Origin of the sequence: Paenibacillus spongiae (assembly GCF_024734895.1) — a bacterium.
Taxonomy (GTDB): Bacteria; Bacillota; Bacilli; order Paenibacillales; family Paenibacillaceae; genus Paenibacillus_Z; species Paenibacillus_Z spongiae.
The window spans coordinates 1,546,699-1,560,497 of sequence record NZ_CP091430.1; the positions used below are offsets into that span (position 1 = coordinate 1,546,699).

The 13,799-nt window shown below is 52.7% G+C and carries 13 protein-coding genes; 9 read left to right on the top strand and 4 right to left on the bottom strand.

Going from position 1 to position 13,799, the window contains the following annotated elements:
• The first annotated feature begins 85 nt into the window (after positions 1–85).
• Complete coding sequence (locus L1F29_RS07035) at positions 86–688, top strand: carbohydrate-binding family 9-like protein (protein ID WP_258387625.1); 603 nt, start codon at positions 86–88, stop codon at positions 686–688.
• Positions 689–730: 42 nt separating this feature from the next.
• Positions 731–1,564: an SMP-30/gluconolactonase/LRE family protein gene (locus L1F29_RS07040; protein WP_258387626.1), complete on the top strand. Its 834-nt coding sequence runs from the start codon at positions 731–733 to the stop codon at positions 1,562–1,564.
• Between the two features lie 212 nt (positions 1,565–1,776).
• Here L1F29_RS07040 and L1F29_RS07045 read toward each other — a convergent pair whose 3' ends face one another.
• Positions 1,777–2,895, bottom strand: coding sequence for a LacI family DNA-binding transcriptional regulator (locus L1F29_RS07045; protein ID WP_258387627.1), 1,119 nt, complete (start codon positions 2,893–2,895; stop codon positions 1,777–1,779).
• A gap of 395 nt (positions 2,896–3,290) precedes the next feature.
• Here L1F29_RS07045 and L1F29_RS07050 point away from each other — a divergent pair, with 395 nt between their 5' ends.
• The 3 genes from L1F29_RS07050 to L1F29_RS07060 all read left to right on the top strand — a co-directional run bounded on the left by L1F29_RS07050 (position 3,291) and on the right by L1F29_RS07060 (position 6,693).
• Positions 3,291–4,880 (top strand): ABC transporter substrate-binding protein, encoded by a 1,590-nt coding sequence (locus tag L1F29_RS07050; RefSeq protein ID WP_258387628.1) that lies wholly within the window; start codon positions 3,291–3,293, stop codon positions 4,878–4,880.
• 99 nt (positions 4,881–4,979) lie between these two features.
• On the top strand, positions 4,980–5,861 hold the full coding sequence (locus L1F29_RS07055; RefSeq protein ID WP_258387629.1) for a carbohydrate ABC transporter permease: 882 nt from the start codon (positions 4,980–4,982) through the stop codon (positions 5,859–5,861).
• 16 nt (positions 5,862–5,877) lie between these two features.
• Positions 5,878–6,693 (top strand): carbohydrate ABC transporter permease, encoded by an 816-nt coding sequence (locus L1F29_RS07060; RefSeq protein WP_258387630.1) that lies wholly within the window; start codon positions 5,878–5,880, stop codon positions 6,691–6,693.
• 139 nt (positions 6,694–6,832) lie between these two features.
• On the opposite strand, the gene hxlB is transcribed toward L1F29_RS07060, so the two are convergent.
• Both hxlB and hxlA read right to left on the bottom strand, forming a co-directional pair.
• Positions 6,833–7,390 carry a 6-phospho-3-hexuloisomerase gene (gene hxlB / locus L1F29_RS07065; protein ID WP_258387631.1) on the bottom strand — a complete coding sequence of 186 codons (558 nt, stop codon included), beginning with the start codon at positions 7,388–7,390 and terminating at the stop codon, positions 6,833–6,835.
• A gap of 2 nt (positions 7,391–7,392) precedes the next feature.
• Complete coding sequence (gene hxlA, locus L1F29_RS07070; protein WP_258387632.1) at positions 7,393–8,028, bottom strand: 3-hexulose-6-phosphate synthase; 636 nt, start codon at positions 8,026–8,028, stop codon at positions 7,393–7,395.
• A 422-nt stretch (positions 8,029–8,450) separates the two neighbouring features.
• Between hxlA and L1F29_RS07075 the strand changes: the two genes are divergently transcribed.
• Both L1F29_RS07075 and L1F29_RS07080 read left to right on the top strand, forming a co-directional pair.
• Entirely contained in the window at positions 8,451–8,804 is a 354-nt protein-coding gene (locus L1F29_RS07075) for a winged helix-turn-helix transcriptional regulator (protein ID WP_258387633.1), read from the top strand.
• Positions 8,805–8,838: 34 nt separating this feature from the next.
• Positions 8,839–10,875 carry a molybdopterin oxidoreductase family protein gene (locus L1F29_RS07080; protein WP_258387634.1) on the top strand — a complete coding sequence of 679 codons (2,037 nt, stop codon included), beginning with the start codon at positions 8,839–8,841 and terminating at the stop codon, positions 10,873–10,875.
• A gap of 70 nt (positions 10,876–10,945) precedes the next feature.
• Here the strand turns inward: L1F29_RS07080 and L1F29_RS07085 are convergent, their stop codons facing one another.
• Positions 10,946–11,500, bottom strand: a complete 555-nt coding sequence (locus tag L1F29_RS07085) for a GbsR/MarR family transcriptional regulator (RefSeq protein WP_258387635.1) — start codon at positions 11,498–11,500, stop codon at positions 10,946–10,948.
• 259 nt (positions 11,501–11,759) lie between these two features.
• On the opposite strand from L1F29_RS07085, the gene L1F29_RS07090 reads away from it, so the two are divergent.
• Positions 11,760–12,959, top strand: coding sequence for a quaternary amine ABC transporter ATP-binding protein (locus L1F29_RS07090; protein ID WP_258387636.1), 1,200 nt, complete (start codon positions 11,760–11,762; stop codon positions 12,957–12,959).
• Entirely contained in the window at positions 12,956–13,789 is an 834-nt protein-coding gene (locus tag L1F29_RS07095) for an ABC transporter permease (protein WP_258387637.1), read from the top strand. The genes L1F29_RS07090 and L1F29_RS07095 overlap by 4 nt, the downstream gene beginning before the upstream one ends.
• The last annotated feature ends 10 nt before the right edge of the window (positions 13,790–13,799 follow it).

Genomic DNA, 13,799 nt, shown 5'->3' on the forward strand with positions numbered 1-13,799 from the left:
GTTTTTTTCGATGATAATAAGAGAGTGGAAGTGACAGACACGCGTAGAAACGACCAAATTGACGCAGATTGGGGTTGTTGACGGGATGGCGGAACAAGATTATCAATTGGATTGCAGGTACGTGAAGTATGATGACGCTGTGTGGGAGACGGTAGAGGAGACCACGCTTGTCGACGTCGTCGACGGCGGGCCTGTACAGGATGCAACCGGATTCAAAGCATGCTGGGACGATGAATATCTGTACGTCCGATTCGACTGCCAGGACGACTACATGGTCGCGAATTACACGAAACGGGATGATCCGCTCTATGATGAGGATGTAGTCGAGTTGTTCATCGATGAGGACGGCAACGGCACCCGCTACATGGAGTTTGAATTCAGTCCGCGCAATGTGATCTTCGATGCGATGATCGATAACCGCGGCGGCCAATATACCGTCGATACGGCGTGGGATGCGGAAGGGCTCGAGACCGAGGTTCGCATGAACGAGCATTCCTGGACGTTTCTTATGAAGCTGCCGCTTTCCCATTTCCGTCGCAAGCCGGAGAACGGCACCGCTTGGCGCGTCAATTTCTACCGGATTGACGAGAAGCGGGACGGTACGCGGGAATTTCAAGCCTGGTCGCCAACCGGGGCAATCAACTATCATATTCCGTCGCGCTTCGGTACGATGCGGTTCGTTCGCTAGGACGAGGTAGGATTCGATTCGATTCCTGAAGGAGTGGTAAGGATGACGATGGTCAGCAGCAAGCTTACGGACGAGCATGTGTTTACCGGCGGCATTGAAGGGCCGGCTTGTGACCGGGAGGGCAATTTATACGCGGTTAATTATGCGAAGCAAGGTACGATTGGCAGGATTGCGCCGGACGGCACCGGAGAGCTGTGGCTGGAGCTGCCCGAAGGGAGCACCGGCAACGGCATCCGATTCAACCGGGAAGGCGATATGTTCATCGCCGACTACACCGGTCATAATATTCTGCGCGTCAATATGAAGACCAAAGAGGTATCCGTATGGGCACATGAACCGAGGATGAATCAGCCCAATGATATTGCCATCATGCGGGACGGTACCATATTCGCCAGCGATCCGAACTGGGCGGACGGTACGGGGAATCTGTGGTGCATTCATCCGCCCGGAACCGTAACGCTATTGGAGCAGAATATGGGAACGACCAACGGTGTGGAAGTCGGGCCCCGGGAGGATGTCTTGTACGTCAATGAGTCGGCGCAGCGCACCATTTGGGCCTATGATCTGGATGCGGACAAGAGAATTTCAAATAAGCGTCTGCTCATTGCCTTCGACGACTATTCTCTTGACGGCATGCGCTGCGATATGGATGGCAACCTATACGTAACGCGTCACGGGAAGGGTGTTGTTGCGAAAATTTCTCCGCAGGGGGAAGTGCTCCATGAAATTCAACTGGAAGGTACCGATTGCACGAATGTATGCTTTGGCGGGCCGGACGGCAAGCAATGTTATGTCACGGTTGCAGACCGGGGCGGCGTTCAGACGTTCCGCGTGGAACGGCCGGGCCGGTGCTGGGGCATGTGGATGGATCAATAAATGTACGACATAATAAATATTGGTGAGACCACAGGTGTGTATACGCGATGTGGTCTCTTCTCATTTGAAAAACCATGCCGGCATGAAAGGCATTCTCAAGCCATTAACCTGCAATCAGCCGCTCCTTTTTTATAATGTATGCGTTTTCCATTCGGCGCGCGGGCGGCTGATAGTTCCGTGATTTGGGCAGGTGGCAGATGACCATAACCGGCTTATTGCTTTCGGCTCCGAGTCCTGACGCTGATTGATTCTGTAGAAGCGGCCACGGAGGGAGCGGAAGATTCGGATTGAGGCTGGCTGCTGCCTCGAACGACAAGGCCGGATGGAATGACCATATTCTGCGCAGCCCGTTCTTTCTTCCGGTTCAACAGCTTGATGAGCAGCTTAGCGCCTTCCTTCCCGATCTCATACAGGTTGGTCGTGATGGACGTAATGCCATGCTTCTCGGCGAGCTGGGAATTTTCGAAGCTGACTAAAGCCAATGTTTGGGGCACACTAATGTCATGCTCCTTGGTATATTCCAATACGCCCACGGCTTGGATATCGCGGCCGGCGACAATCGCGGTCGGCGGTTCCTTCAGCGACATGAAAGCCTCCGCAGCGCGGTATCCGCTCGATTCGGTCTCATCGCCGATGAAGATATAATCGTCACGTACCTTTAGGCCGGCATCAGACATCGCTTCCTTGTACCCCTCAAGACGGTCTTCGCAGACGAGAAATTCCAGCTGGCCGGGACTGATAAAGGCGATGCGCTTATGTCCGAGCTCCAGCAGATGACGGGTAACGCGGTAAGAGATCTCATGATTATCGACGTCAACGGTATTGACAGCCGAGCTCTTGTCCGCGCCGCCGATAATAACAAGCGGAAAGTTATGCTCATTGAGCTCGTTGATGATGGATGAATCCTGGCTCGGCAAGCAGATCAGCACGCCGTCCATCGCCTGCTCGCGAATCAGCCGGATGAGCTTCGGCGTCTTTGCTTTGTAGCCGACGGTATCCCAGGAGATCAGCAGGTTGTAGTCTTTCTGATCCAGCACTTCTCCGATCCCTTGCATCAGATCCGAGAACACGCCGTTACCCGAGAAGGAGAAAAAGTCGGAGGTGGGATGCGGCGTGAACAGACAGATGTTGTTCGTCTTTCGGGTGACAAGTCCGCGGGCGGCGGAATTTGGCCGGTAATTCAACCGGTTGATCACCTCGAATATTCGGTCCTTCGTCTCTTGGGCGACAGGCGCAGTCCCGTTGAAGGCGAAGGATACTGTAGAGATCGAAACGCCTGCTTCACGGGCAATGTCCTTAATCGTAACAGCGCGTTTCTTCTTCTTGATCATCCGGACCCCTCTTTCCTATAAAAATGGAATTGCTATACTAGTAACCTAACACATGGCATGAAATGCCGTCAATTTAAATTATAAAAACGTTTTTTTAAAAATTTTAATTTAAAAGTCATTTAAAAATCAGTGTTTATGCATGGTTTAGGGATTCGAAACATGGGTATATTTTAATGTTGTCTGCAAATGACACAAAATGTTATGATGGAAAAAACCGATGAATGTAAGTGCTTTCAAACGCATTGGCGAATTGTGGATGCCTTATTTTATCAGTAAAATCGGCGATTTTATAGGAGTGTTGGAGGTGGTAAGGGCTGCTGCAATCATTTTATAAAACGATTTTATAAATATCAGATGGTACCGAACGATAAATTAGACTGGGGGATACGTTTACCATGAAAAAAATCGTAAGTCTGATTACTGCGCTTGTACTTGTTATGACGGTTCTGGCGGCTTGCTCGGGCAACAATGGCGGTAACAAACCCGATAACGGGACCAACGCCGGGACAGGCGGCGGCGACAATGCAAGCAAAGAAACCCGTACCGTCGTATTTGCTACGATCACGAACTACTACACAGACGGCCTGAAGCAAGCGGCGGAAGAGTATACGAAGCTGCATCCGGAGACGAAGGTCACGATCGATATCGCAACCGATAACAGCGCCTTCATCACTTCGTTCCAGGCGAAGATGGCAGCGGGCGGCAAGGATGCGCCGGATATCGTGCATGCCAACCTGACGGGCGACTCGCCGGACAACAACTTGAACAAAGGCTGGCTGTTGCCGCTTGACGAGTTCGCCAAGAAACCGAACCCATACAACAACGACGTATCCATCTATGATGGCGTCGACGAGAAATATCATCCGAACATGATGACGGCATCGGGCAAGATCTTCATGCTTCCTTTTGACCTGGTCGGTACCGGCTTCTACTACAACAAAAAAATATTCGAAGAAGTCGGCATCTCGGAAGCGCCGACGACGTGGGAAGACCTGTTCGCAGCCCTGCAAAAAATCAAAGACAAGAACTATATCCCGCTTGCAATGCCATTCAACATTGCAGCCGACTATGAAGGATGGATGCGCACCGCATTCATGGACTGGACGGCCAGAAGCTTGATCCCTGAAATTCTGGTTCAGCCGGGCGATGCCCGGAATACGCCGGATGTCGAAGCGGTAAACAGCAAAATCAAGTACGAGCCCGGCAATCCGATGTTCGACGTGGGCGGAATCGTCGACGAAGAACGCGTGCAGATTCTCGCCCAAGAAGGCCGTTACGACAATCAAGGCCCGGCAGAGCAGAAGTACTGGACGACGCTGAAAGAGCTCTCCAAGTTCTATCAGCCAGGTTTTGCGACATCGACGGATGCCGATTTGTATAAATTGTTCATCAGCGGCAAGGCGGCCGTCTATTGGAACGGAAGCTGGCAGGTCGGACAGCTGGTTCAGGATCAGAAGAAGCTGGGCGACAAAGGCTTCGAGTGGGGCACGTTCAAATTCCCGACGTTCAAAGAGAAGGATCCGAACTTCCCTGACGAGCCGCGCGGCATCCTGGTTCCAGGCCACCAGCTCTCCATTGTAAACAAGAAGGATCCGGAGCAGCAGAAGCGTACGGAAGACTTCCTGCAGTATCTGTTCTCGCCTGAGGTAGCGCAGAAGGTATACGAAACGACGCTTGCGGCTGGCCAGTTCGTTCAAGGGCCGAGCCTCGTGAAGGGCGTTACGCTGTCGGATGAAATTAACGGCTATCTGGAAGGCTTTAAAGTAGCAGGAAACATGAACGGTGCCCTAGGAACGTTAAGCGGCGGCAATGCGAATAACGACCAGACGCTCCTGACGGAAGCCAAGGCGCTCCAGCTGCAGTACTACATGGATAAAATCGATTTGGCCGAATTCCTCAAGCAGAAAGCGGAGTTCGCTAAGAAAGCGAATAAGAAATTTATCGAAGCAAGTAAATTCGATCTCGATGTCAAAACGAATCCGTAATAAAGGCTTTGCCGTGATCGGCGGAGGCGGGATGGTGCAAGCCATCCCCCTTTCGTCGTTTCATCCGAAACGGCCCGCGAAGAAAGGAGTGTCACCGTCATGAATAAGAGCGCGCGTTGGAAAAAATACGGCACCTCATATTTGTTTCTCGTTCCGTCGTTTGTTTTCGTGCTCGCCTTTCTCTATTACCCGATGATTCTGGCTTTTTTCCATTCCTTCACCAAATGGAATCTGGTCACGTCAGAATGGATAGGCTTCGATAATTACCGCAATATGTTCAGTGACGCCATCTTCCGCAAGGGGATGCTGAACCAGCTCATCTACACGGTAACGGACGTTCTCAAATCGATCATATTCCCGCTGGCTGCGGCCGAGCTGATCTATTTGATCGGCGGGAGCCGCCTGAAATATTTCTTCCGGACCGGCTTCATTCTGCCGATGCTTTTCCCGGGCATCGTAACGATCCTTCTCTGGCAGAATATGTACGATCCAACCAACGGCTTGATCAACCAAGTGCTGATTTCGTTTGGACTGGACAGTCTGGCGAAGCCATGGCTCGGTGACGAGAGTACGGCATTGTGGGCGATCATTGCTTTTGGCTTTCCGTTCATCTCAGGACTCAACTTCCTGATCTTCTACGCGTCCATCGGCAATCTGAGCCAAGATCAGATTGAAGCGGCCAAGATCGACGGCGCCAACGGCTGGCAGGTGTTGACGAGGATTCATCTTCCGCTCCTTATTCCGCAATTCAAGCTGGTTACCATTTTGACGATTATCGGAAGTCTGCAGGACTTTATTAAAATTCTGGTCATGACCGACGGCGGTCCCGGCACCGCCACGATTAATCCGGCCATTCTCATGTATAAAGCGGCGTTCGGGAGCTCTGAATACGGTTATGGCTCCGCAATCGGCGTCGCATTGTTCCTCGTTATTCTTGCGCTCACCATCTTTAACCTTAAAGTATTGAAGACGGACCATTGACAAGGAGGCGAAACCCATGACCGCTCGTATTCCAAAATGGATCGGAGGCACGGTTTTAGTGCTTCTTCTGGTCCTGACATTGATTCCCGTCCTGATGCTGCTCGTCTTCTCGCTTCGCGACAATCTCGACATCCTGATCGATTTCTGGTCGCTGCCGGATACGCCGAAATGGGCGAATTACACGGAAGCGTGGAAGGTCGTGAAAGACAGCATCTTCAATTCCCTCTTCGTCTGCGTCGTTACCGTGATTGGGGCCGTCTTCATCGGCTCGTTGTCCGGGTACGTGTTTGCGCGTCATCAATTTCCGCTTAAGGGGCTGCTGTTTTTACTTCTCATCGGCGTTATGATGATTCCATCGCTTCTGACGATTGTTCCTTTGTATGCAACCATTACGAATTTGAACTTGACCAACAGCTTCTGGGGATTGATCTTGCCCTATATCGCCGGCACGCAGCTGCTTGGCATTATGCTGACCCGGACATTCTTCGAATCTCTTCCGGAGGAATTATTCGAAGCGGCGCGTATGGACGGTGCGGGGGAATGGTACCTCTACCTTCGGATCGCAATGCCGCTCTGTGTCCCGATTCTCATCACAGTCGGCATTGTTACGTTCCTGTCCGTGTACAGCGACTACCTGTGGCCATTCATCGTCCTTAAGCAAGAGAATCAGACGTTTACGATGGCGGCCGTCAGTCTTAATCGGGCAGGCAGCTCAGACCTCGGGTTGTCCACGGCAGGCTATGCGATCGGCAGTATCCCGACGATTATCGTGATTCTATTCGGAATGAAATACTACATCGAGGGCATGGTTTCAGGTGCCGTGAAGTCTTAGATGCTGCAATTGAACCCATGCATAAAATATGCCATCTCCACGAACGGTTAAGTGGCGGATGCATGTGAACATATTCGGTTTGGGAAAGAACGGCTGAACGTAAAAAAGAGCCATCAGGACAACGCCTGATGGCTCTTACTTATTCTAAATTCGCATGTCTGCCGAACATGGATGCGGCGTCGATACCTTGCCTCTCCATCGCCCGCAGAATAATGGCGTCGCACAGAATCAGAATGCTCTGCTCGAACAGAGAACCCATAGGCTGGATCGAGGTCGATCCTCCATTCGCCGACTCCTTGGGGGAGGCGGGCACGTGAAGGACCGCATCCGACAGCCGGCCGATGGTGGATTCCGGCTTCACCGTGATGGCGGCTACAAGGGCGCCAAGCCGCTTCGCTTTCTCCGCCATGCCGACCAGACTGTTCGTTTCGCCCGAGCCCGAGCCGATGATCAGCAGATCCCCTTCTTGAATTCCGGGCGTTACCGATTCACCGACAACATAGGCTTGCAACCCCAGATGCATCATGCGCATTGCGAAGGAGCGCATCATCAGACCGGAACGCCCTGCGCCCGCCACGAAAATTCGTTTGGCTTCGAGCAGATGATGAAGGAATTGTTCGATTTCATCTTCGGAGACCGAAGATACGGTACGGGTCACTTCATCGAGGATTCCTCGCGTATACTGGGCTGCAGACATGATTAGCGTCCTTGCTTGACCAGCTGCTGCATCGTGGATGCAGTTGATTTCTTATCTTGCTGGCCGGTAATGCCTCCGCCGACAATGACCAGGTCAGGATTCGCCTGGATCACTTCAGGCAGCGTGTCCAGCTTGATGCCGCCGGCAATCGCCGTTTTCGCATGCTTGACGACGCGTTTGATCGCGGACAGATCCGCGAAGGAGTTTTTGCCTTCCGCCTGATGATCGTAACCGGAGTGTACGCAAATATAGTCTACGCCAAGCGCGTCGATTTCTTTGGCGCGCGCTTCGATATCCTTTACATTGATCATATCGACCATGATTTCATTGCCTTGCTTCTTGGCTTCTTCAACGGCACCGCGAATGGTCGAATCATCGGCAACGCCCAGTACCGTAATAATGTCCGCACCGGCTTCGGATGCTTTCATGACCTCGTAACCGCCGGCATCCATAATTTTCAGGTCCGCCAGCACGTTCAGGTTCGGGAAGGCTTCTTTCATTTCCTTGACGGCGCGAAGACCTTCATTGATGACGACCGGCGTTCCGATTTCAACGATATCGATATAAGCTTCGACTTCCTTCACCAATTCAATGCCTTCCGGAATCGTAACAAGATCAAGTGCGAGCTGCAGTTTCATAGTGATCACTCCTAAAAGTTTTGTGTAGCCATGCTTCGCGAGAAGCTTCGAAACAAAACTTGCTTCGGAAGCATAGGCTTAGTTTTGTGTAGCCATGCTTCGCGAGAAGCTTCGAAACAAAACTTGCATCGGAAGCATAGGCTTCGTTTTGTTGAGCCAGTTATTGGCCTAAGTTTGGTGTTGTGTTTATCTGGAACAAGTTTTATTCTAAGACTGGAGTTTCGATTAAGGAAGTACGCACTTCAAAGTGCTGTAGTTACCGTGAGGATACTATTGTGCCTGGCAAGGCATCCGGCTGCTGCTCCGGATGAGATGCTATACAAGTTGAATCGAAGAAAGGTCCAAGTAAGCGAGCAAGTTAGATGCCGGAGGGGAAATATCGATTATTTTTCAATATATGGAGGGCAAGGGAGAGATCGACGATGGCAAACGTGTTGAAGGAACGGATCAACCTGAAGGAAATCAATTGCGAGAAGGAACTGACGCTTGCGGTGATCGGAGGCAAATGGAAGCTGATCATTCTGTGGCATCTGGGTCTTGAGGGAACCAAGCGGTTCAGCGAGCTCAAGAAGAGAATTCCTTCCATCACCCAGAAGATGCTGACCAACCAGCTCCGCGAATTGGAGGACGATCTATTGGTGGAACGCAAAGTGTATGCAGAGGTTCCGCCGCGCGTTGAATATTCGCTGACGCCGTATGGCGAAAGCTTGATGCCGATTCTGAAGATGATGTATAACTGGGGCAAAGATTACGGCGATAAAGTCGTATGGAAGTAACGATAGCGAAATAGGATGAGGGGAGCCCATATAGATGACTTCAATAATAAATCAGCCAAGCGGCGTATTTCCGTCTGTTTGTTCACTGGACTGCCCGGATCAATGCGGGCTGCTTATTCATAAGGAAGCAGGGAAAATCACGAAGATCGAAGGGGACCCCAATCACCCCGTCACGGAAGGGGCCATATGCAACAAGGTCCGCAATATGACGGAACGAATCTATGATCCGAAGCGGCTTCGCTACCCGATGAAGCGGACCGGGAAGAAGGGTGAGGGCGAGTTCGCGCGGATTTCATGGGAAGAAGCGATCGGGACGATTGCATCGCGCTGGAAGACGCTCATCGCAAGCGAAGGGGCGGAGGCTATTCTTCCCTACAGCTTCTATGGCAATATGGGCATCATCGGCACGGAAGGGATGGGCCGCCGCTTCTTCAACCGGCTTGGCGCAAGCCGGCTGCAGTATACGATCTGCGAAGCGGCGGGATCGGAAGGCTACGGGTATACGATGGGCGGCAGCTTCGGCACCGATCCGGAGGATACCGTCAACGCGAAGCTGATCATTATGTGGGGCATTAATGCGGTCAGCACGAATATGCATCAGGTGATGCTCGCCGAGAAAGCCCGCAAGAACGGCGCGCAGATTATCGTCATTGACGTGCACAAGAATCAGACCGGCCGGTGGGCGGACTGGTTTATTCCGCTCAAGCCCGGCACCGACTCTGCGCTTGCGCTGGGTATGATGCATATCCTGTTTGCGGAGCAGCTGGTGGACGAGGAGTTTCTGCGCGAATATACCGTCGGCCATGAGGAGCTGCGTCAGCATGTCCGTCAGTACGATCCTGCTGTCGTATCGGCCATTACGGGCGTCCCTCAGGATGATTTGTACCGTCTGGCGCGGTTATACGGACAGACCTCTCCATCGTTCATCCGCATCGGCAACGGGCTGCAGCACCATGACAACGGCGGAATGAACGTCCGGACGATCAGCTGCCTGCCGGCTTTGACGGGCCAGTGGCTGAAGCGGGGCGGCGGCGCGATCAAAGGAAACGGCGGATATCTGAGCCATAATTCAGCCGCTCTGGAGCGGCCGGACCTGCTCAAGAAGAAGACGCGCAGATTCAATATGAACCTGCTGGGCCAGACGCTGATGGATACGGAGCCGCCTGTCCGTTCGCTGTATGTGTACAATTCGAATCCGGCCATCGTGGCGCCGCATGCGAATAAGGTGAGACAGGGACTGGAACGGGAGGATCTGTTCACCGTCGTTCATGATCTGTTCCTGACCGAGACGGCCAAGTATGCGGATATCGTGCTTCCTGCGACCTCTTCCTTCGAGAATACGGACTTATACCATTCATACTGGCATCACTACCTCCAAATTCAGCAGCCGGTCGTAGAACCTTATGAAGAAAGCCGCTCCAATACGGACGTTTTCCGCATGCTGGCGGAGGCGATGGGATTTGCGGAACAGCCGCTCCAGGATACGGACGAAGAGATGATCCGGCAGGCGCTCGATAATCCTTCCAACCCGAGCCTGGAGGGCATTACCTATGAATTGCTGGCGGAGAGGCAGTATGCGAAGGGGAGAACGAAGCCGCTCCTGCCGGGCAAATTGAGGACCCCGAGCGGGAAGATCGAGCTCTACTCCGCCATAATGGAGCGCAGAGGGTACCCTCCGCTGCCGACCTATACGCCGCTGGCGGAGGACGGGGATTTGCCGTTCCTCTTCATTCCGGCGCCGAATCATAACTTTCTGAATTCGACCTTCGCTCTGAATGAGAAGCATATCCGGCTGGAGAAGACGCCGAGGCTGCATATGAATGCCGCCGATGCTGCCGAGCGCGGCATTGCGAGCGGGGATACCGTGCGGATTTCGAATGGGCGGGGGGAATGCGAGCTTACCGCGGCAGTCGGCGAGGACGTACTGCCCGGCGTCGTTGTCAGCCAAGGCTTGTGGGCGGATGTTCCGGGGGGCAAGCGGACGGTCAATGCCTTGACGCCGGACCGGATTGCCGACATGGGCGGAGGCGCGGTCTTCTTCTCCGGCCGCGTGCAGGTTGAACGAATATAGAGAGCGAACAGCTCATGAAAAACCAAAAAGAGACGCGGATCCTGTTCGGACCGGGTCTCTTCTGCATGGTTTACACCTTCGGAATGAACTCGTAAATCTTCCCCGTCTCCAAGGACTCGATCAGCTTCAGAAGCCACTTATAATAATCTATGGCCTGCGTAATCTTGGCTTCGTCCGATTCGATAATCTTCAAGAGCTTCTCGTTTCCTTCATCTGCGGACTTCAATTTCCGGATTTCATTCAGCGAGCGTGCGAGGACATTCATATTGCTCTCGACTGCCTTGCGCCACTTGAGGGAGAAGTAGTCGGCGAAATTCTGGTGCCAGTCCGGAACGGCTTCGTACAGGTCCTTGCGGGAGCCTTTGCCCCATACCTTCTCGATCATCTTCAAATCCATCAAAGTGCGGACTCCCGTGCTCATCGATGTCTTGCTCATCCCCATGGACTCGCTCAACTCGTTTAAGGTTACGGGGCCGTTATTGAAGTACATGTGACCGTATAAGTGACCGATGGACAGCGTAATGCCGTATAAATCCATGTTTTTGCCGATGGAGTCGATTACGCGTTCCCGGTTTTTTTGAATTATTAGGGCTTGCTCTGCCGGAATATCTGTTAAATCATTCATGAAGTTCCCTCCCGAGGTATGGGGTTCGTTAGCTGCAAACCTCTATTCTGTATTGTAAGCATATCTAATCGAGGAAGTAAAGAAAGCAATGTGTAAGGATATGTATGCAATAAAGAGTATTCAGTACATAAAGTACGTAAAGTTAAAACTGTACGTACGATTTGAACGGATTACAGTCTTTGACCCCTTTTGCGATGAAACGTTAAGCTGGTTAAACCGAGCAATAACCTAGTTAAAAATAATCCAAGAGGAGGTCCTTATGCCGATAATCGAGGTCAAACAGCTGACCAAAGTGTTCGGCCATGATCCCGGAAGGGCGCTGTCCCTGCTGAATCAAGGCTGGTCCAAGGAGAAAATATTGAAGGAGCATAAGCTCACTGTCGGCGTGAATCAAACGGATTTCACGATCGAGCAAGGCGAAATCTTCGTGATTATGGGGCTGTCGGGAAGCGGGAAATCGACCCTGGTCCGGCTGCTGAACCGTCTGATCGAGCCAACCTCGGGAGCCGTTCTGTTCAATGGTCAAGACGTGCTTCGCATGAATCCGGAGCAGCTGCGTCAATTCCGGCGGAAGAACATTGGCATGGTCTTTCAGAAATTCGGTCTATTTCCTCACCGGACCGTCCTGCAGAATGCGGAATACGGTCTGGAAGTGCAGGGCGTCGACAAGAAGGCAAGAAGAGAGCTTGCCATGAACGCGCTCAAGCTGGTCGGCTTGAACGGATGGGAGAACAGCCGGCCGGATCAGCTGAGCGGCGGCATGCAGCAGCGTGTCGGTCTTGCCCGCGTGCTGGCCAACGACCCCGACATTCTGCTGATGGATGAGGCCTTCAGCGCGCTTGATCCGCTCATCCGCAAAGATATGCAGCATGAGCTGCTTCAGCTGCAGGCCAAGATGAAGAAAACCATCGTGTTCATTACGCATGATTTGGATGAAGCGCTGCGAATCGGCGACCGGATCGCGCTTATGAAGGATGGCTCGATCGTCCAGATCGGTACGCCCGAAGAAATCCTCATTCAGCCTGCCAATAAATATGTCGAGCGTTTCGTGGAGGATGTCGATCTGTCGAAGGTGCTAACAGCCGCGCATGTCATGCGCAAACCGGAGACCATTACTCTGGAACGCGGACCGCGTGTTGCCCTGCAATTCATGCGCGACAGCGGCGTATCCAGCTTGTATGTAATGGACAAGGGGATGAAGCTGCTTGGCGTCATAACGGCCGAGGATGCCGCGAGGGCGATTAAGGAGCAGCTGTCTCTTGAAGCGATCATGCAGGTGGACGTTCCGACGGTACTCCCGGGCACGCTGCTCAATGAGCTGTTCGATCTAATGAGTACCGCGAAATTGCCGGTGTCCGTCGTGGACGAAGATGGCGTATTGAAGGGCATCGTCATCAAAGGAGCCGTCCTCTCCGCCCTCGCGGGCAATGCCGTGCCGGAAGCGGGTGAAGCCGTATGAGCCTTCCGAAGCTGCCGCTCGGCGAATGGATCGAGTCCGTGGAGGGCTGGTTAACGCGCCATTTCGGACCGTTGTTTGACGCGATCAAAGCAGTCATCGGAACGATGGTTGGCTCCTTGGAATTACTGCTGACTTCGATTCCTTCTCTGCTGCTGATCTTACTGATCACACTGCTGGCTTACTGGATCGGACGCTGGAAGATGGCGCTGTTCGCCTTCCTGGGTCTGTTCTTGATCGATAACTTGGGCTTATGGACGCAGTCCATGCAGTCGTTGGCTCTGGTGCTGTCTGCCTCTCTATTATCCATTGTTATTGGCGTGCCGATCGGGATTGCGTGCGCAAGAAATAACGTCATCCGTAATACGGTAACCCCGATATTGGATTTCATGCAGACGATGCCGGCTTTCGTCTACTTGCTCCCGGCTGTTTCCTTCTTCTCGTTGGGCGTTGTGCCGGGTGTAATTGCCTCAGTCATATTTGCTATACCGCCTACGATCCGTCTGACGAATCTGGGCATCCGCCAGGTACCGGAGGAGCTCGTGGAAGCGGCTGACGCATTCGGCTCCACACCGGCCCAGAAGCTGTTCAAGCTTCAGCTGCCGATAGCGATGCCCTCGATAATGGCCGGGATCAATCAGACGATCATGCTTTCTTTATCGATGGTCGTTATTTCGTCCATGATCGGCGCGCAGGGCGTTGGAGCGTATGTATACCGTGCTGTGACGCAGGCCAAAACCGGTATTGGCTTCGAGGCTGGCATCGCGATCGTCATTATGGCCATATTGCTGGATCGGTTAACGCAGAACGTATTTAAGAAGAAACAACAATAAGCCATTTAAG

What these genes read in the sequence shown, in the direction of transcription:
- L1F29_RS07045 (WP_258387627.1), bottom strand. Translation starts at nt 2,895, where the DNA reads ATGATCAAGAAGAAGAAACGCGCTGTTACGATTAAGGACATTGCCCGT.
- L1F29_RS07095 (WP_258387637.1), top strand. Translation starts at nt 12,956, where the DNA reads ATGAGCCTTCCGAAGCTGCCGCTCGGCGAATGGATCGAGTCCGTGGAG.
- hxlA (WP_258387632.1), bottom strand. Translation starts at nt 8,028, where the DNA reads ATGAAACTGCAGCTCGCACTTGATCTTGTTACGATTCCGGAAGGCATT.
- L1F29_RS07040 (WP_258387626.1), top strand. Translation starts at nt 731, where the DNA reads ATGACGATGGTCAGCAGCAAGCTTACGGACGAGCATGTGTTTACCGGC.
- L1F29_RS07060 (WP_258387630.1), top strand. Translation starts at nt 5,878, where the DNA reads ATGACCGCTCGTATTCCAAAATGGATCGGAGGCACGGTTTTAGTGCTT.
- L1F29_RS07035 (WP_258387625.1), top strand. Translation starts at nt 86, where the DNA reads ATGGCGGAACAAGATTATCAATTGGATTGCAGGTACGTGAAGTATGAT.
- L1F29_RS07090 (WP_258387636.1), top strand. Translation starts at nt 11,760, where the DNA reads ATGCCGATAATCGAGGTCAAACAGCTGACCAAAGTGTTCGGCCATGAT.
- L1F29_RS07075 (WP_258387633.1), top strand. Translation starts at nt 8,451, where the DNA reads ATGGCAAACGTGTTGAAGGAACGGATCAACCTGAAGGAAATCAATTGC.
- L1F29_RS07085 (WP_258387635.1), bottom strand. Translation starts at nt 11,500, where the DNA reads ATGAATGATTTAACAGATATTCCGGCAGAGCAAGCCCTAATAATTCAA.
- L1F29_RS07080 (WP_258387634.1), top strand. Translation starts at nt 8,839, where the DNA reads ATGACTTCAATAATAAATCAGCCAAGCGGCGTATTTCCGTCTGTTTGT.
- hxlB (WP_258387631.1), bottom strand. Translation starts at nt 7,390, where the DNA reads ATGTCTGCAGCCCAGTATACGCGAGGAATCCTCGATGAAGTGACCCGT.
- L1F29_RS07050 (WP_258387628.1), top strand. Translation starts at nt 3,291, where the DNA reads ATGAAAAAAATCGTAAGTCTGATTACTGCGCTTGTACTTGTTATGACG.
- L1F29_RS07055 (WP_258387629.1), top strand. Translation starts at nt 4,980, where the DNA reads ATGAATAAGAGCGCGCGTTGGAAAAAATACGGCACCTCATATTTGTTT.